Origin of the sequence: Glaciecola sp. KUL10, assembly GCF_003203515.1 — a bacterium.
In the GTDB taxonomy this organism is placed as follows: domain Bacteria; phylum Pseudomonadota; class Gammaproteobacteria; order Enterobacterales; family Alteromonadaceae; genus Glaciecola.
The window spans coordinates 92,309-112,496 of the sequence record NZ_BGNG01000008.1; the positions used below are offsets into that span (position 1 = coordinate 92,309).

The following is a 20,188-nucleotide window of genomic DNA, read 5'->3' on the forward strand; positions in this document are numbered from 1 at the left end:
AATGAATTTTTTACATCAACTGATTCATTCTATTAAGAATAGAAACACTCCCAAAATAAAAATCAAACTGGCCGCAATCGCAAAGAACGAATGTGCATATCTGCCAGAATGGATAGCACATCACCTGTATTTTGGATTCGATGATATTGAAGTTCACTATAATCGTACTTCGGATAATACGCTTGATTTAGTTGAGCGATACAAGGCTAGTACAGCAGTTAAATTCATCAATGCAGATGAGTACTTTTATGAGGCAGCAATTAACCCTCAAATTGTCCTTTACAAACAGATATTGGCTAGCGCGTATCGAGATAAATATTCTCACGTAATGTTCTTAGATATCGATGAATTTTGGACACCTAGAGATTTAAAACAATCAATTTATTCAGCTATTGTAGATATGCTCGAATTCGACAGTATTTCATTTGAATGGTGTAATAAAATTGAGGACGACACGCCGTTTACAAATGCAATTCAAGAGACACTATCATACGAAAGAGCATTACATGTTAAATCGATAATTAGGTGCACGAGTACCCCTCCTCAAAAAATGAACCCTCACAATATCAGAGACAATAACCTCAAACAGTGCCTCGCTGATGGGACGCTTTTTATTGCGGGCGAGTCTGCTATGAATGAACGAATGGCACAAATCAGCATAGATGAAAAAAATAAACCTTTAAAATCTTCATTCATTTTGCACAGAATGTACCGGAGTCAAATTGAATTCGTTGCCGGCTTAGGCAAAGCTAACCCTGAGCAACAAGTCTCTGCCCTTCAACCAATCAAATCAAACCGCCGCAGAGGTTATGCATCAAATAAGAACAGCGAGCAAATAAGCTTTCCAGTCGATGCTTTCGCGGCTTATCGTGATTGCATCACTGCAGAATTGGTGAGTTCTCAAGATACAACTAAGCAAGGACAACAATTTGTGTTAGCACAATATTCAAATGTATTAAATATAATTGAAAATGCTGATAAAGACGCTTACAAACTTATTATCGAGTCACTTGCGCGCATTACACTCCCTGAAGTACATGCATCATTAGAAGTATTGCGCAGCAAAATCTCAAGTTGACTTATTCTCTAATTGTTTACTCATCTCTAATCGACGACCGTTTGAGTTTATCTTTTGCTTTCATAAACCAAATTGTAAATGCAAATAAAAGCGTCACGAAATTTGCCGCTACAATCGCATAGTCTGCTTTTAACAAACCATATGCTAGCCAAATCGCTACACCTACGGTAAACATTGAATACATCGTTAGTGAAAGTGCATCTGTATTTTTAGTTTTGATGACCTGAATTGCTTGGGGTAAAAAAGAAAACGTCGTTAAAAACGCAGCGGTATAACCAAGCGCACTAATAATATCCATCGTGAGGCTCTCTAATCCTTGATAATCGTAAGGTAACAGAATATTGAGTAATTTAAATGCCTTTTACTTGATTATTAGAAGGTATCTGAATTAGCACCAGCATTAGCTAGCTGTGAATCATCCATACTAATGATAATTCTGTCTTGCAGTTTGGCTTTCAAGACAGATTTGCGATAGTACTTTTCGGTTAACGCAGACAGCTCGCCATTTATATTCATTGCATGGAGACCTGAATTGAGTCGTTCAAATATACGTGGTTGTTTTTTGCTGACGAACATGTAACTTGCGGCAGGAATATAAAGCGCTATGCCATCGACGATTTCAAGCCCTTCACCTACCGGTTTGTAAAGCTCAACCTCGTCATAAACCTCGTTGATAGCTCTAGGAATAAAGTCAAAGCGTTTTAAATCTAGCATCCTAAACATGCTTTGATAATCAGGGGCATCCACAATATCAAAATCACGCTTCTTCATGACTTTATAGGTGGACCAATTAGGGCTTAGCCCCACAGTAAATGCCTTCAAGCCCTCTGTATCTTTAACATTTTGGAAACGGTGTTTTTCACCCTTTCTCACCAACAATAGGCGATAAGAGTCTACACCTTTGCGAAGAGACACTCTTATCGGTAACGCTATCTCTTCAAATTCAGGCCTCGTATGTGCAAAGGTAAGTGAGAGGCTTTCGCCTTTTTGAAGCTCTCGGAACGCTCTAGCTATGTTCATTCTTTGCGGATTTTCGACAATTTCATAGTCGTCGTATTTATCTCTCGTTATCTCTAAGGCTTGACGAACCAATTCATTTTTGAAAATTACCCTCATATCGTCTTTAGATTCACCAACGTTGACCGTTACAATATCGGTTGCACTTGCATTCAATGATAAAACAAACGCTGTAGAGAGCATTAAGCTATTCAAAAGTTTGAGGATAATGTTGATGTTAAAAAAGTTTGAAAGATTCATGTAACAATACCAATGCTGCCCACTCCTTAGACTTAAGTATAAATTTAGCACGATTTTTCTAAACGAGCGAAATATTAACGATTTAAATCTTGTCTCATTGAAGCGCTTGCTGTCGCAAATCTAGGCTTTTTAACTTTCCACTTTGGTTTGATGGTTGACAGAGGAATTTCTCGCTTCCTCGCGACAAGGATATACATGGAAGCGAACGCAGGAAAGTATCGACGACACAGCGTTTGTAGCCGAGAACCAGGTAAAAAGCGCTTATCGGTGAAGAGCGAAGAGTACATAACGTGGTCATGTTGAATGATTTCAAAGCCCAATAAACTCAACCAATCTTTGATGCGAGCGCATGTAAAAAAACGTCCTTGATGTAAAAGATTCCCCCTATTTATCGGAAGATACTTCATTAGGCCGGCTAAACTAAATGGATTGAAACCTGCTATAACGACATGGCCATTGGCCGTGATTGAACGATCAACCTCGCGTAGAATTTGATGCGGGTCTTGCGCAAAATCAAGTTCAGCAGCGAGTAAAAATGCGTCCACTGAATTTTGTTGCAGCGGCAGCTCTCTAGAAAGTCCTCGTAAACTTGCGTGCAAACAAGGAGCATCTGTAATGTTAACAACGTGCTTTATCGGACAACGCTTTAGGCTTATTTCACTACTAAGCGTTCCTAGGCGAACAAAGTGATACCCAAACAATCGCTCAACGATAGGCTCGCACGCTTTTTCTAATTCTGACTTAATAAGTTCCCCCTGGCTAATAGACTGCCAAGAAGAGGGGTAGACAAGCTTTTTATCACTGAGCGCTTCTCGCATCAACATCGGATACTAGTGACTCCTATTACTTTTATGGATTATTGATCAATAATCTTCTTTACGTCGCAAAAAACAACACAAATCACATATGTGCACAATGCTACTTAACAAACGATATAGTATGCGAGCTTTAATACAAGAAAAAGATACGCATTTGTTGACGCCAAATATGTTAGTTATGATTATAAACAATATTCTCAACCTATCAGGGATAACGTTTGATGCCTAAGACTCAATATAATATTACTGCCATTCCAGCATTTACAGATAACTATATTTGGTGCATTCACAATCAAACTCATGCTGCAGTCGTGGACCCAGGTGATGCATTGCCCGTCATGGAGTTTTTGAATAATAACAAACTAATACTCACTGATATTTTAATTACTCATCATCATCATGACCACACTGGCGGAATTTCCACGTTACTTGATAATAATGCTGAGTTAACTGTTTTTGGCCCCCAAAACGAACGCATCAAAGGTATTACTCAAAGGGTAGCAGAGAACGACGTCGTCACAATTGACTCTCTTGGAATCGCTTATTCAGTGCTTAGTGTTCCGGGCCATACGCTTGATCACATTGCATTTTCAAATGATACAGAAGTGTTTTGTGGCGATACTCTCTTTTCAGCCGGTTGTGGTAGGATGTTTGAAGGTACGCCCGAAATGTTCGTGCATTCACTTGATAAATTAGCGAACCTTCCGGAAGAAACGAAGGTTTTCTGTACGCACGAATATACGCTTGCAAATTTAGCGTTTGCAAAACATGTCGATGCTTCAAATAACGATTTACATGAATACGCAAACTGGGCAGAAAGACAAAGAGAAGAAGGCCTAATAACCCTACCAAGCGATATTAAAACCCAAAAGCTTATCAATCCATTTTTGAGAGCAAACGACCCCAAAATACAAAGCTTTTTGCAAGCATCTGGGAACTTAAGCATCCAAGATAGTGTCTCTTGTTTTGCTTCGTTGCGTGCTTTAAAAGATAACTTTTAGCGTGCTAATGGATATTGGAGAACACATAACTAAAACCTCAATCGAAAACCATGCCTTTTTTTGCTAAGCTAGCTAAGGCAAACGAAGAAAACAATAAAGAGAAAAAATGAAATATATTGCAGCATTATTCGCCTGCGCGTTGCTTGGCGGTTGCTCTTTAACACAAGAAACAAGCAATCCATCAAGTGCTTTGACTAACGATGAATCTTTCACTGAAACTTGCTCAGATATTCAATCCAATGCGGAACATGATCCTGAAACATGTGCACAAGCTCAGGAAGGTGTCGTTGCAGTTGTTCATCCGACAGAAGTAGTTGATATTCCTTTAGGTGATGATGAACAAGTCATTGATGCACCTATTGATGATGTATGGGAACGTGTCAGAGAGTCCTTATATTTTGAAGTCCCTGATCAGCGCCGTGTCACCGTTCAGAAAAATTGGTATTTAAAACACCCGTCTTATATGAAGCGAGTTTCGAAGCGAGCGACTCCTTTTCTTTACTACATCGTAGAAGAGTTAGAGAAAAATAATATGCCGCTTGAATTAGCGTTATTACCCATCGTAGAGAGTGCATTTGATCCGTTTGCATATTCGCACGGCCGCGCTGCTGGTATGTGGCAATTTATTCCTGGCACAGGCAAGAATTATGGCATGAAGCAAACATGGTGGTATGACGGTCGCAGAGATGTAATTGCCTCTACAGAGGGTGCAATTAAGTATCTAAAGCGTCTGCATAAAATGTTTGATGGAGACTGGCTGCATGCATTAGCTTCTTACAACAGTGGCGAAGGCAGAGTGATGCGTGCAATCCGAAAAAATAAAAGACAAGGTAAACCTACTGATTTTTGGTCTCTCGACTTACCCCGCGAAACCGAAGCCTATGTTCCTAAATTACTTGCCCTTGCAGAAATATTAAAAAATCAAGAAAAATACGATTTTGATTGGCCTGAAATTCAAAATAAGCAAGTGATAGAAGTTGTTGACGTTGGTTCACAAATTGATTTAGCCATGGCAGCGAAATTAGCAGGTTTAACGACTGAAGAATTACATGCACTTAACCCAGGTTACAATCGGTGGGCAACCGATCCCGAAGGGCCGCATAGGTTAGTATTGCCACTTACAGAGGTAGAAACCTTTAAACTCGCCTTAAAACAAACGTCTGAAAAAGACCGACTGAACTGGGTTCGACATAAAGTTAAATCAGGTGAAAGTCTTGGGGTAATTGCCAGAAAATACCACACGACAACTGATGTCATTAAAAAGATAAACGGTATGCGCAATTCAACTATCTATGCAAACGACCATATCCTAGTACCCATTGCACTAAAAAGTCTGGAAGACTATTCATTATCTGCCGATCAAAGGTTGGCAAGAAAGCAAGCTCAGCAGCAAGGTGCTCACAAATTGACGCATAAAGTCAAACGAGGCGATACGTTTTGGGATTTGTCTCGTGAGTACAAAGTCAATATGCGAAAACTGGCTAAATGGAATGGTATGGCGCCGACCGACCCGCTTATACCCGGCAAAAATCTTGTAGTATGGGTCAACCAAATTTCCAGTCAACAAACTGATAATTCAGTGATGCGTACACTAACCTATACCGTTAGAAATGGTGATTCGCTCTCAAGAATTGCAAACAAATTTAAAGTAAAAGTAAGTGATATTACCAAGTGGAATAGCTTAAACAGTAAGAAATTTTTACAGCCTGGGCAAAAGCTTCGTTTGTATGTTGATGTGACGCGTACTTAATTTTAATTGCGATTTGCATTATGAGGTTTGAAACAGCATTTTTAAGTACCGTTTCAATATACCTGTATAGTGCAAAAGCGGGATGGAGTTTTCTAGACTAAGTCAGATTGATCGTTTGGTTTGATACTTTGAACGGCCGGTTTACGTATGTAAACTAGGCCTAAGAACCATTGCAAGGTTGTTCAAACTAGAAATACTCTCAATTTCCGCCTTATCTCATCAGCACCTTTTCACACATCCCCAATATTGGCTTCCAACAAACTGTTAATTCCTGTTGTTGTTCAAACGACGAAGCGTTCAAAGATACCTTCAACTAGTCGAGACCTTGTCAACAAAACTCAAACACACCCACTATCCCAAATTCGAAACTCTTTCGATATTGCTTAGTCCCAATTTCGAAACTCTCGCGTGCCATACGCCCACACCAAAATCACAAGATATTGATTTACATGCACATTTTTAATGGCATAGGCTTTGCTGAACAAACACTATTACTTTATAGCAATACTCAGGGTCATGTCGTATGGACATCGTCAGGAAAAAGCAAAAACAACCTATATACAAACAAATTGGAATCGGCACGGCAGGTATTTTGAGCCTTGCACTGCTGATTTACTTGTTTATTAGACCAGCTGGTTCGAATGTAACGGTTAACAGTGAGTTATTGCTGACAGGAAAAGTAGAACAAGGTGAGTTAGCCGTGAATATTCGAGGCATAGGTGTGCTTGCACCCAAAGATGTTAGGTGGCTGGCGACCAATGTAAACGGTAAAGTTGAGCGTATTGTTGCTAAAGCAGGCGCACTTGTTCAAAAAGGCGATTTGATTATGCAGCTCTCTAATCCTGAACTTGAGCAGAGTCTTGAAGAAACACAATGGGAATTGGATGAACTTGAAGCGCAATCTGTTGCACTGAAAGTCTCATTAGAATCCCAAGTACTTGATCAGGAGTCCGCAGTAATAGAAGCAAAGCTTAATTACGAACGCTCACTTCTAACACTGAATGCGCAAAATACACTGATGGAGCAAGGCATAAACGCAGTGTCACAAATCGACCATGAAGCTATCAAAATCGAAGTCGCACAAAATAAGCAGCGTTGGGAGCTAGAAATAAAACGTTTAGCCAAACAAAAAGAAAATGTTGCTGCTCAAATGCTCGCCGACTCTGCCAAAGTCAATCGCATGCGCAAAACCCTAGAGCGCGTTTCTCAGCAAGTAAAAAATCTAGATGTTGTTGCAAGTATTGATGCGATTGTGCAAGCAATGCCAATGGAATTGGGCCAACAAGTCACCGCAGGTGCAAACTTAGCGAGGTTAGCCAAAAGAGATGAGTTTATTGCCGAGCTTCGTATTCCAGAAATTCAAATTCAAGACGTTGCGATCGGTCAAAGGGTAACGCTTGATACCCGTAATAGCCAAGTAGAAGGCGTAGTGCAGCGCATCGATCCGATTGTGACTAATGGCGCGGTGCAAGTAGATGTCGAAATAACTGGCCCTACACCCAAAGAAGCGCGCCCTGAGCTAACCGTCGAAGGTGTAATCGAAGTCACGCGAATCGCTAACACACTATTTGTAAAGCGCCCTATGTTTGCCAAAGGCTATGCTGACGGTTTTGTCTACCTTGTTGATGAACAAGGAAAGCAAGCAAGTAAGCATGCTGTAACTTACGGAAAAGCTTCAAGCGCACTGATTGAAATTAAACAAGGCCTAACACTGGGACAAGAAATCATTATTTCTGATATCTCAGATTGGGAAAGCCACCAACAAATACGCATAAATTAAGGACTGATCATGACTACCAATAACAATGAAATTCTAGTTAATTTAAAAGATATCAAAAAGGTATTTTTTACCGACGATGTTGAAACACACGCACTTAACGAAATCAATCTACAACTGCGCAAAGGCGAATTCATATCTATTACAGGACCTTCTGGATGTGGCAAATCCACCCTACTCTCACTGTTAGGCTTACTTGATACATCAACATCGGGTACCTATGAATTAGCAGGCCACAACGCAATTGATCTCGACCGAGATGAGCGCGCACGCATTAGAAATAAAGAAATCGGCTTTGTATTTCAAGCCTTCAATTTGATCAGCGATATGACGGTTGCCGAAAACGTGGAGCTTCCATTAACTTATCGCAGCGATTTATCAAAGGAAGAGCGACAGCAAATGGTGCAAGAAGCGCTGAACAAGGTTGATATGTCGCATCGTGCAAATCACTACCCTTCACAATTATCAGGGGGTCAACAACAAAGAGTTGCGATCGCGCGCGCGATTTCTGGTAAACCCTCGATCATACTCGCAGATGAGCCGACGGGTAATCTGGACTCAAAAAATGCGCAGTCTGTTATGAGCTTATTAGATGAATTGCACGCCGATGGCGCAACAATATGCATGGTCACTCACGATCCCAAATCAGCAGCACGCGCACAACGCAGTATTGAAGTATTTGACGGCAAGATTGTATCGGATCAAAGCACAGAACAAACACCAGCGCTTGCTTTATAGCAAACAAGGAAATTCTTATGTCATTTTCATTAGATATTAAATATGCAGCTAGGCTACTCAGTAAAAAGCCCAGTTTTACAGCCTTAACGGTGAGTATCGTTGCAATTGGTCTGGGATTAACACTTTATACCTTCTCGTTACTTAATAACTTACTGTTTACACCCTTGAGCTTTTCGGACGGAAAACCTGTCTATGCGCTTGAGCGACCATATGATCACACACACCTAGAACGACGTGACCTAATGGCCATCGATGTGTATAACCTGCAAAAATTTACCGATATTTTTGACGAAATTGGTATGTATCAAATGGGAATAACCTTTGTTGGTGGCACAGATGAAGGCTTGCGCAAATATAACTCAGGTTATGTGAGTGATAACCTGTTTAGTTTTACCTCAGTTCAACCTATTTTAGGACGTACACTTGTCGAAGCTGACCACTTTGAAGGCGCTGAATCTGTCGTTGTGTTGGGTTACAAAGCTTGGCAGACCCAGTTTGCTGGCGATCCCAAAGTCATAGATACAATAGTACCCATAGACGGCTCTGAACCTGCGCGCATTGTAGGTGTGATGCCTGAAAATTTTGCTTTTCCAGCAGTCGCTGAAATCTGGCAACCACTCAGTCATCGAGCAGTTTCTCCTTCAGAACGCGATTTTGTATTTGTTCATGCATTTGCAAAACTCGCAAATGGCGTTTCACTCGCACAAGCTAGACTTTTTATCGATACAAAAAGCAAAGAAGTAAATGACCTCGTTGGTGACGAAATCCCTTGGTTGATAGGACCCAGTGGCGAATATTTTACGCTTGAGCCTTTCAAAAAAGCCTATATCACGCAGTACTACGGCATGTTTATCGCTTTACTTATTGTTGTATTTCTTATCCTAATTCTAGCCTGTATCAATGTCGGCAACCTTTTATTAGCACGAGTAAACGAGCGCATCAAAGAAGTCGCTATACGAGTCGCATTAGGTGTCCCCAAAAAACGATTAATCCTGCAAATGCTGTGGGAAAGTATTTTCATTTGTGCAATCGGTGGTTTTTTAGCTTTCCTTTTGGCTGGGTGGGGCTTAGAAATAACCAACCAAGTGTTTGATAGTACCTATCAAGTAGACAACTTAAAGCCATTTTGGTGGCAAGTTGGACTAGATGTAAAATCAATCATTGTCCTAGTCGTCGCTATCTTTGCGATGATATTAATCACTGGCTTAATCCCCGCATGGCGCGCACTTACTGGTGACTTTAATGCAGTGTTAAGAGATGGCACACGTGGTGCACTTGGCAAAAAAGCTGCAAAAACGACGCGCGTGTTGGTTATTTCTGAAATCCTCCTTTCGTGTGTGGTACTTGTCATGGCAACCATTTTGTTGGTTTCAAGTTACTCTGCAGGCAATGCAGATTATGGTATTGATACTGAAAATAGACTCACCGCTCAACTTCAAATTTCGCCCTCAACTTACCCTATTCGTTTTGATACAGAATTTGAAGCAGCCGATAGACTTGCGCGCACCAAATTCTATTATGACTTAAAACGCGAGCTTGAAAGCAGAGACAATATTTTAGATGTTGGCTATATGTCTCAATTGCCCGGCACAGGCGGTGGTACAAGCTTTTTTGTGATTGAAGGACAAGAAAAGGAAGTGATTGAAGAAAACCCTTACAGTAATAATGAAGGAGCCGGCACCGACAGCTGGGATGCTCTAGGTATGAAAATCATCCAAGGAAGAGACTTTGATTATCGCGATGCAGCGCCTGAAGCTCGCAGTATTATCGTCAACGAATCCATTGCCCGCGACTTCTTTCCAAATGGTGATGCAATCGGTAAACGAGTGCGCAGAGCCAATCGCCCAGAGGCTGACTGGTATACCATTGTGGGCGTTGTCACCGATACCTATCACGGCAGCACAATGGAATTTTCAAGCGCAGCCTACAATACTTATCATTCAATGGATAATGCTGGGATGTTCAGAGCAATGACTGCAATTCACTATACGGGCTCTGAAGCAAAAGCAAGGCAAACATTGTTTGACGCGGTTAACAAAATTGACCCAGATATTGGTGTTTTTCATGTACAGTCTTATGATGCTTTGATCGAAAAGCCAATCTTATTGATTGCGGCGGTGAGTAAAATATTCCTTATTTGTGGTGTTGTCGCTGCCTTTTTAGCCGCTTCAGGCATTTATGCCGTCGCCGCAAATAGCGTGCAACAGCGCACACAAGAGATCGGGATTAGACGCGCATTAGGGTCGACAGATGGCAAAATCATGCGCTTGTTTATGAATCAAGCAAGCTGGCAATTAATGATTGGCTTGTTAAGCGGACTGGGCATTGCAGCATGGTTGATTAACTTAATGTCGTCGACCATGATATTTAGCGAATCCAGCTATATCATTGGCTTAATTGCTATGCCTATTATGATCGCCTTAATGGTATTAATAGCAACCTATTTACCCACTAAAAAGGTTGTTAATATGGAACCTAGCGATGCCTTACATCATAATTAGTTGATTGGCGAAGGATTAAGTTTTTCTCGATAAAAACAATAAGGTAATAAAATGTCCGTGATACAACACGATACCAATAAACAAACGATCATTGTAGCGGACGATGACACCGCGGTTATCTCTGCCTTGCAGATGCTTTTAAAGTCGCAAGGATTTGAGGTAGTCGCCGTGACCAACCCAGAAGCCATTATTAGTCATGTTGAAAAAACGGAGTTCGCCGCTGCGCTTATCGATCTAAACTACCAAAATGATACCACCTCAGGCAAAGAGGGCTTAGCGTTAATCGAAACACTAAAGTCCATTGATGAACTGCTTCCCATCGTTGTCATGAGTGGCTACAGCAGCGTCGAGATTGCAGTCGAAGCAATGAAATTGGGCGCGGGTGATTTCATCCAAAAACCATGGAGCAATGAGCGCCTATTACATATTTTACGCACTCAAATTCAACTCAAAGATATCTCTTTAAAAGGCACTAAACTCGCACAAGAAAATGACCTTCTAAAATCTGAAATTAACAATCACTCGACTGATATCGTGGTCAATTCATCCAAGATGCGCGCCCTTCTTGCTCAGCTTAAAAAGCTAGCGCAAAGTGACATGAGTATCCTATTGACTGGTGAAAATGGAACGGGTAAAAGCATGTTCGCTGAATTTATTCATCAACATTCGATGCGTACTGAACAACCATTCATTAGCGTCAATATGGGCGCGGTTCCTGACAATCTATTTGAAAGTGAGATGTTTGGTCATGTAAAAGGAGCGTTTACTGATGCCAAAGATAGTCGTATGGGCAGGTTTGAGCTTGCTCAAAACGGGACTATTTTTCTCGATGAAATTGCTAATATTAGCTTGAACGGACAAGCAAAACTGTTAAGAGTCTTAGAAGAGAGGCAATTTGAAAAAGTTGGCAGTAATAAAACTCAACACGTCAATGTAAGAGTGCTAAGCGCAACAAATGCAGACATTGAGGGTGCGATTAAAAACAGTGAATTTAGACAAGACCTGTTTTATCGACTAAACACTGTTGCAATCGAAATCCCTGCACTACGTGACCGAATAGAAGATCTTGTTCCTCTCGTACATGCGTTTATGCAAAAACACGCTTCAAAATACAGACTCGAGGTGGGCGACATCAGTGATGAAGCTTTACAAGCACTACAGCACTATGATTGGCCAGGAAATATTCGTGAGCTAGGGCATGTTATTGAGCGGGCAATGTTTTTAAGAACAGACACTACTATCGAATTAAAGGATATTGCGCTCCCGAAAAGCACAAGTTTGACGAACAAAAATCAACCAAGCGAAGAAGACTCAGCTCATCAGTTCGACACGCTTACTTTAGAAGATATAGAAAAGCAGATAATAAAGTCTCGATTAGCGGCTTTTAACTATCATCCACAGACTACAGCTGATAGCCTTGGTTTGAGTAGAAGCGCCTACTATCGTCGATTAGAAAAATATAAACTCGCTTAAACTAACCATCTTCAAGGAGCTTGAGCAATATGCGACAAGGATTGATCAACTCAAAGCTAGCATTTGAAGACAAGCTTGTTCGAATTGCACTGTTCGGCAGTGGCATCCCACTATTTGTCAGTATTTTATTTATAATATTTAGTAGCTTTAGTGTTTATCTTAAAATATTGCTTGTCTTTATTATCTTCGTCATCACCCTTTTCGCTGCGTTTGCGATCAGACAGCAAGTTATTTTTCAACTTCGCACTTCAACTAATCTCGTAGAGGCCATGTCTTCAGGCGACTATAGCTTGCGAGCAAACAATCACAATGTATCTGGCGCATTAAGTGACTTTAACCAATTATTAAATCGACTTGCAGAATCGCTCGCAAAGCAAAGCCTGATCAGTAGAGAAAAACAAATATTGCTCACTAAAATTACCGATCAAATAGATGTTGCAGTAATAGCCTGTGATAAAAACAATAATATCAATCTAATGAATCCAGCAGCTGAACAGTTATTTAAACGTCGTTTTGACGAGTTGCAAGGATGGCCGATAAAAAGTATCGGCTTACAAAATGTGATTGCCGAGCACGCAAAACAAGTCACCGAATTTGAAATAGCCCACAATAAACGCAAGGTGTTTGTTCATACCGATTCATATTTTGAAGAAGGCGAGACCCACCGACTAATATTCATCACTGATATTCAGCATTTACTCAGAGACGAAGAGCGCTTGGCATGGCAAAAATTATTAAGAGTGCTAAGTCATGAAATTAACAACTCGCTCACCCCTATTGCCTCTATCAGCGAAACCCTGACGCAGATAATCAATGGTCACAATGACCAGCACCCTCTTAATGCTGATCACTATGATAATTTAAATCAAGGGCTGTCAGTCATTACAGAAAGAGCGCATAGCTTGAACCACTTTATTCAAGACTACCAGCAACTGACGCGCTTACCAATGCCGAATAAAGCGCCCATTGATTTATTGAGTTTTACAAAAAACATTACTGTTTTGTTTGAGAATACGGTTTTTGTTTTGCCGCAAAATACAATAGAGGTATTTGCTGATGCCGAACAGCTTCAACAAGTGCTAGTCAACCTTATCAAAAATGCCCATGAAGCCAATGTCACTCAAAGTAGTCAGTCTGAAATCGTGATCGCTTGGCAATCTGATAAACAACTTCATAAGCTGCATATTGACGATCATGGTGGCGGGATTAGAAACAGCGAAAATATTTTTGTGCCATTTTATACAACTAAAAAACAAGGAAGCGGTATTGGTCTCACACTTAGTCGACAAATTTTGCTGAATCACGGTGGAGAATTGACCTTAACTAACCTAGCCATGGGTGATGCCGACACTCAACAGGGCAAAAGTAGAGGTGCAAGAGCGAGTATTGCGTTGCCTAAACCCGCTTGAACCTAAGTGACAGATATTTACTTTAAAACCCCTAAATCGATTAGGTATATGCGTTTACAGCCGATAACAAATAACAACAGGTTTGCTAAATTCGGTTTTCTTTTTAATGCATTTCAAATACTCATTTGTGCTTTTGTTCGTGATACTTTGCTCAAGCGCTCAAAGTGCCGTCACTACCATACAAGTCCTCGACCAGGATTCTAAACCAGTAAGCAATGCAATACTTACCTTTCCTGATGTTAGTGCAACTAGCGACGAGACATCAAAAGTCGTAGTAATGGACCAGATTAATATGACATTTCAACCACGCTTATTAATTGTTCAGCAAAACCAACATGTCAGCTTTCCAAACAGCGATGATATTCGTCATCATGTTTATAGCTTTTCATCAGCAAAATCTTTTGAATTAAAGCTATATCGAGGAAGAGAAACCCAGCCGATACAGATGGAAACGCCAGGAATAGTAGAGTTGGGCTGCAATATCCACGACGATATGCTGGCATATTTATTTGTATCAGATGGCTCACTTACTCTGCAAACTGACGTGTCTGGTCGCGCCGAATTAGCACTTTCAGCGGTGACGCAGGCATTAGGTGATTTAAATGTAGAAGTTTGGCATGAAAGCTTTTATCCATTGAATAAAAAGCAGACTAAAAGGCTTAGACAAACAGGCGCAAACACCTATGAACTTCAAATTGATATTCCTGAAGCGCAGGTGGTAAAACCCGACCGTGGTTTTAAGCCAAAGTTTAATCAAACCAACTAATCATCACTATGCCAAGAACAGCGTCTAACATTATGATTAAATCACTCATCTTTTTACTTATTTTTACAGCTTCATTCGCTTACGGCGCAGATGGCAAGCTTTTAGGCACAAGCGGACTGGTTCAAATTGAAGGTTCAGGTGGCGGAGGACTTGTCCCATGGGCAACACTCTCGGGGCTTGATAGCGATTCAGAAGTTTCTTTCAGCCCTTTTGTGAGCTATGTCAGCGTTCAGGATTACTCATTAAAATCATACGGCATATCGGGCTCTTTTTATGACCAATTGGAAGTCTCGATCAATCGACATGAATTTGAAGTAGATGCACTTAAAACTGAACTTAAGCAGGATATTTATGGCGTAAAGTATCGTGTGTACGGCGACATAGTGTATTCAAAATGGCCTCAAATTAGTGTTGGGCTAATGCATAAAAAATTAAAAACGCCAGCTATCGCCGACGCGTTGGGGGCGACACAAACAAACTCAGGAACAGACTTTTACATATCTGCTGCTAAGGTGCATTTAGGTTTACTGGCTGGTTATAACCTTGTGTGGAATACAACACTGCGCGCTTCCAAGGCTAACGAACTTGGCTTACTTGGCTTTGGTGGCGCTAATAATGACAACTATAAACTGAATTTCGAAGCCACTGCGGGTGTTGTCCTTAGGCATATTGCGTTTGGAGTAGAGTATAGACAAAAACCAGATAATCTCGGCTTAAATGAAGATGACTGGATGGACGTTTTTATAAGCTACTTTCCAAACAAACATATCAGTTTAACGCTTGCCTATCTTGATTTAGGCAGCATTGCAGGTTCAGACACACAAAGCGGATATTATATTTCGATTGGAGGACAATTTTGAATTTACGATTACTCAGCATCGCGTTTGTCGTCTTAGTCATAATAAGCTTATCAGGATGTAAACTTACCCAACACGAACAAAGCTTATTTGAAGAAATGGGTGGCCACAGCACGATCACCAAGCTTACTGAAAACTTTGTTGATGAAATCAGCCGTAACCAAGAAATATTTAAGTATTTTGCGCGCTCTGACGTAGTTCGCTTTAAACAAAAATTCAGTGAACATATCTGTATGCTGTCAGGCGGGCCATGCAAATACACTGGCGATAATATGGTTGATGTGCACACAGGCATGAATATCAATGAACACGATTTCAATCTAGGCGTTGAGTTACTGATCAACGCCATGAATAGGTCTGATATTCCACACACGACTCAAAATAAAATTTTGGCGACGTTGGTGCCTCACCGCCAAGATATTATTTATCTAGAATGATTGCCGATTGAGGACTATGCCTTGCGCCAAGTTGTCCCTTGCGCGCTATCTTCCAATACCACACCCAAGGTATTTAATTCATCACGAGCCGCATCAGCATCTGCCCAGTTTTTATTAGCTCTAGCGGTGTTGCGTTTGACGATTAGAGCTTCAACTTTCGCAGCAAAATCATCCGATGCATCTGCCCCGCCCTGCATAAATACATTGGGATCGGTTTGAAGCAAGCCAACAATTGCGCCTAGCTTTTTCAGTACACCTGCTAACTTTCCTGCTTCAGCAAGATTGTCTTTGTGTTTATTGATATCACGTGCAACGTCAAACAAGACCGAAAATGCAACGGGCATATTGAAGTCATCATTCATTGCCGCTTCAAAACGCGCTAAATAACCGCCGTAAGCCAGTTCAACAGACTCATCTAACTGGGCACCGCGCAAGGCTGTATATAAACGCTCTAATCCAGCCTTAGCTTGATTAATGCTATCTTGAGAATAGCTTAATTGGCTGCGGTAATGAGCAGACATTAAGAAGAAACGCAAGGTTTCGGGATCGTGCTTTTCCAACACATCTCTTAAAGTAAAGAAATTACCCAAAGACTTTGACATCTTCACGTCATCAACTTGCACCATCCCCCCGTGCATCCAAGTGTTTACATAAGGCGTGTCGAATGCACAGCACGACTGCGCGATTTCATTTTCGTGATGCGGGAACATTAAATCAGAACCGCCACCGTGGATATCAAAGTGAGCACCTAAGTGCTTGTGATTCATCGCCGAACACTCTATATGCCAGCCCGGACGCCCTTTACCCCAAGGCGAATCCCAACTTGGCTCTTCTGGCTTAGCAGACTTCCATAATACAAAATCGAGTGGATCATCTTTATCAGCGCTAGTCTCGACACGCGCTCCAACTTGAAGTTGCTCCAGATCTTGCTTACTCAAGGCACCATACTTTTCATAAGCACTCACATCAAATAACACATCACCTGAAGGTGCTTGATAGGCATAGTTTTTATCTACCAAACGTTGAATAACATCAATAATTTCACTCATATGCTGAGTAACGCGCGGCTCGATGTCTGGCTCAAGTAAATTGAGTGCTTTAAAGTCTTCGTGCATCATTGCAATAGTGCGTTCGGTGAGTTGCTCGGGCGTCTCACCGTTTTCATTTGCGCGTTGGATGATTTTATCATCAACATCTGTAATGTTTCGGACGTAATTGACTTCGTACCCAAGATGACGAAGATATCTAACAACTGTATCAAAGCTCAAATAAGTGCGGGCGTGCCCCATGTGACAAACATCGTAAACCGTAATTCCGCACACATACAAACCGACTTTGTTAGCTTCAAGAGGAACAAAGGGTTTCTTTTTACGGCTTAGAGTATCGAATATTTGTAACATGATTTTCCTGTATAAATTGATTTAAAAAATTGCGTCTAGCTATGTAAAATTGTAGCGCTATTTAAGCGAACATAAACGCGGCGGGATTTTAGCACCTAGCCACTTAAAGTGCATATTTTTTCCAAACCTTTAGATGAATTAGACAAAATTTTGGGTTAAGCGCCATTTTAGTCTATCATTGCGCGCAAACCTTAGGTCAACATTACTTGGTCCAGCTTTTTAGCTGCTAAGTGGTAATCGTATTGACTAAAACTCTCACACAAATTAGGAATACTCATGGTTGTTTTAAAAACAAACTTTGGCGAAATCAAACTAGCACTCCACGCAGACAAAGCACCAAAAACGGTCGCTAATTTTTTAAGCTACGTAGAAGATGGCTTTTACGACAATACGATTTTTCATCGTGTCATTAGCAACTTTATGGTTCAAGGCGGCGGGTTTGAAGCGGGTTTAGAGCAAAAAGAAACGAAAGCACCGATCGAAAACGAAGCCGATAATGGTTTAAGCAATAAAGTCGGCGCTGTTGCGATGGCGCGCACAAATGATCCTCATTCAGCAACTGCTCAGTTCTTTATTAACGTTAAAGACAATGACTTCTTAGATTTCACTGCCGCCAATGCCCACGGCTATGGCTATTGCGTGTTTGCCCAAGTGGTTGAAGGCATGGACGTAGTTGAAAAAATCAAGGGTGTACAAACAGGTAACGCTGGCATGCATCAAGACGTACCGGTTGAAGATGTTGTCATCGAATCAGCAACAGTCGTCGAATAAGGCAAATTGTTTGGGGGAAGTCGGCCTTCCCCCAAGTTCTTTTAAAAAGTCACAAACAACATTGTATTTATCGTTTAACTAAAGAGCATTAATGCCAAAAACACAAGCCGCACCTTTTACCTACTTTATATCCGACCTTCACCTAAGCGAAGAGCGCACTGATATTACCGAGTGCTTTTTTCAATTCTTAAGAGAAGACGCGCCCAAAGCCGAGGCGCTGTATATTTTAGGAGACTTGTTCGAGGTATGGATTGGCGACGATAACGTTACTCAATTTTCGACTCAAATCGCAGGTGCGCTTAACAAGTTAAGTCAACAAATCCCCATTTATTTTATCCATGGCAATCGAGACTTTGCGCTAGGAAAGCGGTTTGCACAAAGTGCAGGAATGAATCTACTTCCTGAACAAAAAGTCATTGAGTTGTACAACGAGCAAGTCGTTATTTTACACGGTGACGAGATGTGCACACGCGACATTGAATATATGAAGTTTCGAAAAAAAGCACGCGGTTGGTGGTGGCCTAGATTAATGAAAGCGATTCCGCTTTACTACCGCAAAAAGATTGCCGAAAAAGGGCGTGAAGTTTCAAAAAACAATCAGAAACACCTCAGCGCCGACATCATGGATGTTACTCAATCAGAAGTCGAAGCTACGTTGCTTAAACACAGTGCCTACACCATGATTCACGGGCACACTCACAGACCTAATATTCATTACTTCACTGTCAATGGCCACACTGCTAAACGCATTGTCTTAGGTGATTGGTATGAACAAGGGAGTGTGCTTAAAGTCAGTGAAAATGAAAAAGAGTTGATGAACATTCGGTTCGAATAACATTTATCAACCCATTCTGAACAAGAAAATCAATAAACTTTTTGATTTATTCTGCCGTCTTGCATGTAGCCTTACGTCACCACCTTACATTGTGGGTACCACAATAAGTTCCCCAAAGTTGGATTCACGGTGAGCAGCACTCATATGCCTTCACTACATCTAAAAATAGCTCACAAAAACACTAAAAAAGAGTGAGAGATGTCACGTCAACAGAACACAAAACCTTTTGTAAGTGCGATTAACAATACCCGGCTTGCGCATAAGTGAAATACACATTTGTATAAGTCAATTCTGACATATAAAACAAGACAAAAGGAAAACTATGAAATTTAATTTATCTTCATCACTTAAATCTATATTGTTGGCCTCATGCCTTTTCTCGATGATGACAAACGCTGCGCTGATCAATCGTGGCAATGGAATGATCTACGATGATGTTTTAGATGTGACTTGGCTTCAAGACGCCAACTATGCAAGAACAAGTGGCTTTGACTCTGATGGTTTAGTGTCATGGACAAGCGCCAATACTTGGGTACAAAACTTAAATTTTGGTGGCTATTCAGATTGGCGACTTCCTGCTATTACCCCCATTAACGGCTCAAGCTTTAATACTGGCTTTTCATTCAATGGAACCACTGATAGAGGATATAATATTTCGCCCAATACTAATGAGTTGCTATATATGTTTGAGATAAACTTGGGGAATGCATCTGTTTTTAATCCCAACGGTATTTTTGCAGGGAACATTAATCCAGCATTTAACGCTTCTTTTATTGACGGTGAGTCTGGTTTAACTTATTCATTTGAAAACATTGCTGCAAGTTACTGGAATGACGTTATAGATACCCCTTTTGTAAACGCCGCGTGGGGTGTTAATTTTAAAACCAGTTCAGACGTAAGCATAGGTGAAACTGCTTTGTTTGTTAGCGCTTCTAACTTAGGGATTTGGGCATTAAGAGACGGCGATGTCACGAGTACTCTTTCGCCACCCGATAACACAAGTCCTGATGGCGTTTTATCAGAACCAAACGCACTAATTTTAATGTCAATTGGATTGTTAGCTTTTTCATCAGTGCGCAGAAAAACGCGCTAGTAAAACTGAAATAACTCAATTCGAATAAAGACTCGGAAGAAAGACACTTTTACATAGCTTTTCTTCCATTTTTCTTTCATTTTTTGTGTCTCGCAATTCCATTTGAGCGTTGTTTGTGTCGAAAAAAGCAAGCTATTCATATAATTTGGGAACATTTATCGAAATTATTTAGCATTTAAACCCCAACACAGTAGTAAACATTTGTTTACACCAAAACTACTACTAAG

The 20,188-nt window shown here is 40.9% G+C and carries 18 protein-coding genes; 14 read left to right on the forward strand and 4 right to left on the reverse strand.

Features of this window, described 5'->3' with window-relative positions; all coding sequences use genetic code 11:
* Position 1: 1 nt before the first annotated feature.
* The gene (locus tag KUL10_RS13730) at positions 2-1,078 is read left to right on the forward strand and encodes a glycosyltransferase family 2 protein (RefSeq protein WP_110429517.1); all 1,077 of its coding nucleotides are present in this window, start codon (positions 2-4) and stop codon (positions 1,076-1,078) included.
* 16 nt (positions 1,079-1,094) lie between these two features.
* Here the strand turns inward: KUL10_RS13730 and KUL10_RS13735 are convergent, their stop codons facing one another.
* The 3 genes from KUL10_RS13735 to KUL10_RS13745 all read right to left on the reverse strand — a co-directional run bounded on the left by KUL10_RS13735 (position 1,095) and on the right by KUL10_RS13745 (position 3,153).
* Positions 1,095-1,376 (reverse strand): SemiSWEET transporter, encoded by a 282-nt coding sequence (locus KUL10_RS13735; protein WP_110429518.1) that lies wholly within the window; start codon positions 1,374-1,376, stop codon positions 1,095-1,097.
* Positions 1,377-1,450: 74 nt separating this feature from the next.
* Positions 1,451-2,335: an ABC transporter substrate-binding protein gene (locus KUL10_RS13740; protein WP_110429519.1), complete on the reverse strand. Its 885-nt coding sequence runs from the start codon at positions 2,333-2,335 to the stop codon at positions 1,451-1,453.
* 74 nt (positions 2,336-2,409) lie between these two features.
* On the reverse strand, positions 2,410-3,153 hold the full coding sequence (locus KUL10_RS13745; protein ID WP_110429608.1) for a methyltransferase domain-containing protein: 744 nt from the start codon (positions 3,151-3,153) through the stop codon (positions 2,410-2,412).
* Between the two features lie 221 nt (positions 3,154-3,374).
* On the opposite strand from KUL10_RS13745, the gene gloB reads away from it, so the two are divergent.
* From gloB to KUL10_RS13795, 10 genes are all read left to right on the forward strand, one after another.
* Complete coding sequence (gene gloB / locus KUL10_RS13750; protein WP_110429520.1) at positions 3,375-4,154, forward strand: hydroxyacylglutathione hydrolase; 780 nt, start codon at positions 3,375-3,377, stop codon at positions 4,152-4,154.
* Between the two features lie 106 nt (positions 4,155-4,260).
* Positions 4,261-5,904 carry a LysM peptidoglycan-binding domain-containing protein gene (locus KUL10_RS13755; RefSeq protein ID WP_110429521.1) on the forward strand — a complete coding sequence of 548 codons (1,644 nt, stop codon included), beginning with the start codon at positions 4,261-4,263 and terminating at the stop codon, positions 5,902-5,904.
* Between the two features lie 523 nt (positions 5,905-6,427).
* Positions 6,428-7,684: an efflux RND transporter periplasmic adaptor subunit gene (locus KUL10_RS13760; protein WP_110429522.1), complete on the forward strand. Its 1,257-nt coding sequence runs from the start codon at positions 6,428-6,430 to the stop codon at positions 7,682-7,684.
* Positions 7,685-7,693: 9 nt separating this feature from the next.
* Positions 7,694-8,419, forward strand: coding sequence for an ABC transporter ATP-binding protein (locus KUL10_RS13765; RefSeq protein WP_110429523.1), 726 nt, complete (start codon positions 7,694-7,696; stop codon positions 8,417-8,419).
* A gap of 17 nt (positions 8,420-8,436) precedes the next feature.
* Positions 8,437-10,920, forward strand: a complete 2,484-nt coding sequence (locus KUL10_RS13770; protein ID WP_110429524.1) for an FtsX-like permease family protein — start codon at positions 8,437-8,439, stop codon at positions 10,918-10,920.
* A 51-nt stretch (positions 10,921-10,971) separates the two neighbouring features.
* Positions 10,972-12,393: a sigma-54 dependent transcriptional regulator gene (locus KUL10_RS13775; RefSeq protein WP_110429525.1), complete on the forward strand. Its 1,422-nt coding sequence runs from the start codon at positions 10,972-10,974 to the stop codon at positions 12,391-12,393.
* A 29-nt stretch (positions 12,394-12,422) separates the two neighbouring features.
* On the forward strand, positions 12,423-13,802 hold the full coding sequence (locus KUL10_RS13780; RefSeq protein WP_110429526.1) for a PAS domain-containing sensor histidine kinase: 1,380 nt from the start codon (positions 12,423-12,425) through the stop codon (positions 13,800-13,802).
* 106 nt (positions 13,803-13,908) lie between these two features.
* On the forward strand, positions 13,909-14,568 hold the full coding sequence (locus KUL10_RS13785; RefSeq protein ID WP_110429527.1) for a hypothetical protein: 660 nt from the start codon (positions 13,909-13,911) through the stop codon (positions 14,566-14,568).
* A 32-nt stretch (positions 14,569-14,600) separates the two neighbouring features.
* Positions 14,601-15,428 carry a DUF3034 family protein gene (locus KUL10_RS13790; RefSeq protein ID WP_110429528.1) on the forward strand — a complete coding sequence of 276 codons (828 nt, stop codon included), beginning with the start codon at positions 14,601-14,603 and terminating at the stop codon, positions 15,426-15,428.
* Entirely contained in the window at positions 15,425-15,862 is a 438-nt protein-coding gene (locus KUL10_RS13795) for a group 1 truncated hemoglobin (RefSeq protein WP_233499835.1), read from the forward strand. The genes KUL10_RS13790 and KUL10_RS13795 overlap by 4 nt, the downstream gene beginning before the upstream one ends.
* Before the next feature lie 14 nt (positions 15,863-15,876).
* Here the strand turns inward: KUL10_RS13795 and cysS are convergent, their stop codons facing one another.
* Entirely contained in the window at positions 15,877-17,262 is a 1,386-nt protein-coding gene (gene cysS, locus KUL10_RS13800; protein WP_110429529.1) for a cysteine--tRNA ligase, read from the reverse strand.
* Positions 17,263-17,538: 276 nt separating this feature from the next.
* Between cysS and KUL10_RS13805 the strand changes: the two genes are divergently transcribed.
* From KUL10_RS13805 to KUL10_RS13815, 3 genes are all read left to right on the forward strand, one after another.
* Positions 17,539-18,033: a peptidylprolyl isomerase gene (locus tag KUL10_RS13805; RefSeq protein WP_110429530.1), complete on the forward strand. Its 495-nt coding sequence runs from the start codon at positions 17,539-17,541 to the stop codon at positions 18,031-18,033.
* Positions 18,034-18,124: 91 nt separating this feature from the next.
* A complete protein-coding gene (locus tag KUL10_RS13810; protein WP_110429531.1) occupies positions 18,125-18,868 on the forward strand; it encodes a UDP-2,3-diacylglucosamine diphosphatase in 744 nt (247 codons plus the stop codon).
* A gap of 322 nt (positions 18,869-19,190) precedes the next feature.
* The gene (locus tag KUL10_RS13815; RefSeq protein ID WP_110429532.1) at positions 19,191-19,961 is read left to right on the forward strand and encodes a DUF1566 domain-containing protein; all 771 of its coding nucleotides are present in this window, start codon (positions 19,191-19,193) and stop codon (positions 19,959-19,961) included.
* Positions 19,962-20,188 lie beyond the last annotated feature (227 nt).

What these genes read in the sequence shown, in the direction of transcription:
- KUL10_RS13730 (WP_110429517.1), top strand. Translation starts at nt 2, where the DNA reads ATGAATTTTTTACATCAACTGATTCATTCTATTAAGAATAGAAACACT.
- KUL10_RS13735 (WP_110429518.1), bottom strand. Translation starts at nt 1,376, where the DNA reads ATGGATATTATTAGTGCGCTTGGTTATACCGCTGCGTTTTTAACGACG.
- KUL10_RS13740 (WP_110429519.1), bottom strand. Translation starts at nt 2,335, where the DNA reads ATGAATCTTTCAAACTTTTTTAACATCAACATTATCCTCAAACTTTTG.
- KUL10_RS13745 (WP_110429608.1), bottom strand. Translation starts at nt 3,153, where the DNA reads ATGCGAGAAGCGCTCAGTGATAAAAAGCTTGTCTACCCCTCTTCTTGG.
- gloB (WP_110429520.1), top strand. Translation starts at nt 3,375, where the DNA reads ATGCCTAAGACTCAATATAATATTACTGCCATTCCAGCATTTACAGAT.
- KUL10_RS13755 (WP_110429521.1), top strand. Translation starts at nt 4,261, where the DNA reads ATGAAATATATTGCAGCATTATTCGCCTGCGCGTTGCTTGGCGGTTGC.
- KUL10_RS13760 (WP_110429522.1), top strand. Translation starts at nt 6,428, where the DNA reads ATGGACATCGTCAGGAAAAAGCAAAAACAACCTATATACAAACAAATT.
- KUL10_RS13765 (WP_110429523.1), top strand. Translation starts at nt 7,694, where the DNA reads ATGACTACCAATAACAATGAAATTCTAGTTAATTTAAAAGATATCAAA.
- KUL10_RS13770 (WP_110429524.1), top strand. Translation starts at nt 8,437, where the DNA reads ATGTCATTTTCATTAGATATTAAATATGCAGCTAGGCTACTCAGTAAA.
- KUL10_RS13775 (WP_110429525.1), top strand. Translation starts at nt 10,972, where the DNA reads ATGTCCGTGATACAACACGATACCAATAAACAAACGATCATTGTAGCG.
- KUL10_RS13780 (WP_110429526.1), top strand. Translation starts at nt 12,423, where the DNA reads ATGCGACAAGGATTGATCAACTCAAAGCTAGCATTTGAAGACAAGCTT.
- KUL10_RS13785 (WP_110429527.1), top strand. Translation starts at nt 13,909, where the DNA reads ATGCATTTCAAATACTCATTTGTGCTTTTGTTCGTGATACTTTGCTCA.
- KUL10_RS13790 (WP_110429528.1), top strand. Translation starts at nt 14,601, where the DNA reads ATGATTAAATCACTCATCTTTTTACTTATTTTTACAGCTTCATTCGCT.
- cysS (WP_110429529.1), bottom strand. Translation starts at nt 17,262, where the DNA reads ATGTTACAAATATTCGATACTCTAAGCCGTAAAAAGAAACCCTTTGTT.
- KUL10_RS13805 (WP_110429530.1), top strand. Translation starts at nt 17,539, where the DNA reads ATGGTTGTTTTAAAAACAAACTTTGGCGAAATCAAACTAGCACTCCAC.
- KUL10_RS13810 (WP_110429531.1), top strand. Translation starts at nt 18,125, where the DNA reads ATGCCAAAAACACAAGCCGCACCTTTTACCTACTTTATATCCGACCTT.
- KUL10_RS13815 (WP_110429532.1), top strand. Translation starts at nt 19,191, where the DNA reads ATGAAATTTAATTTATCTTCATCACTTAAATCTATATTGTTGGCCTCA.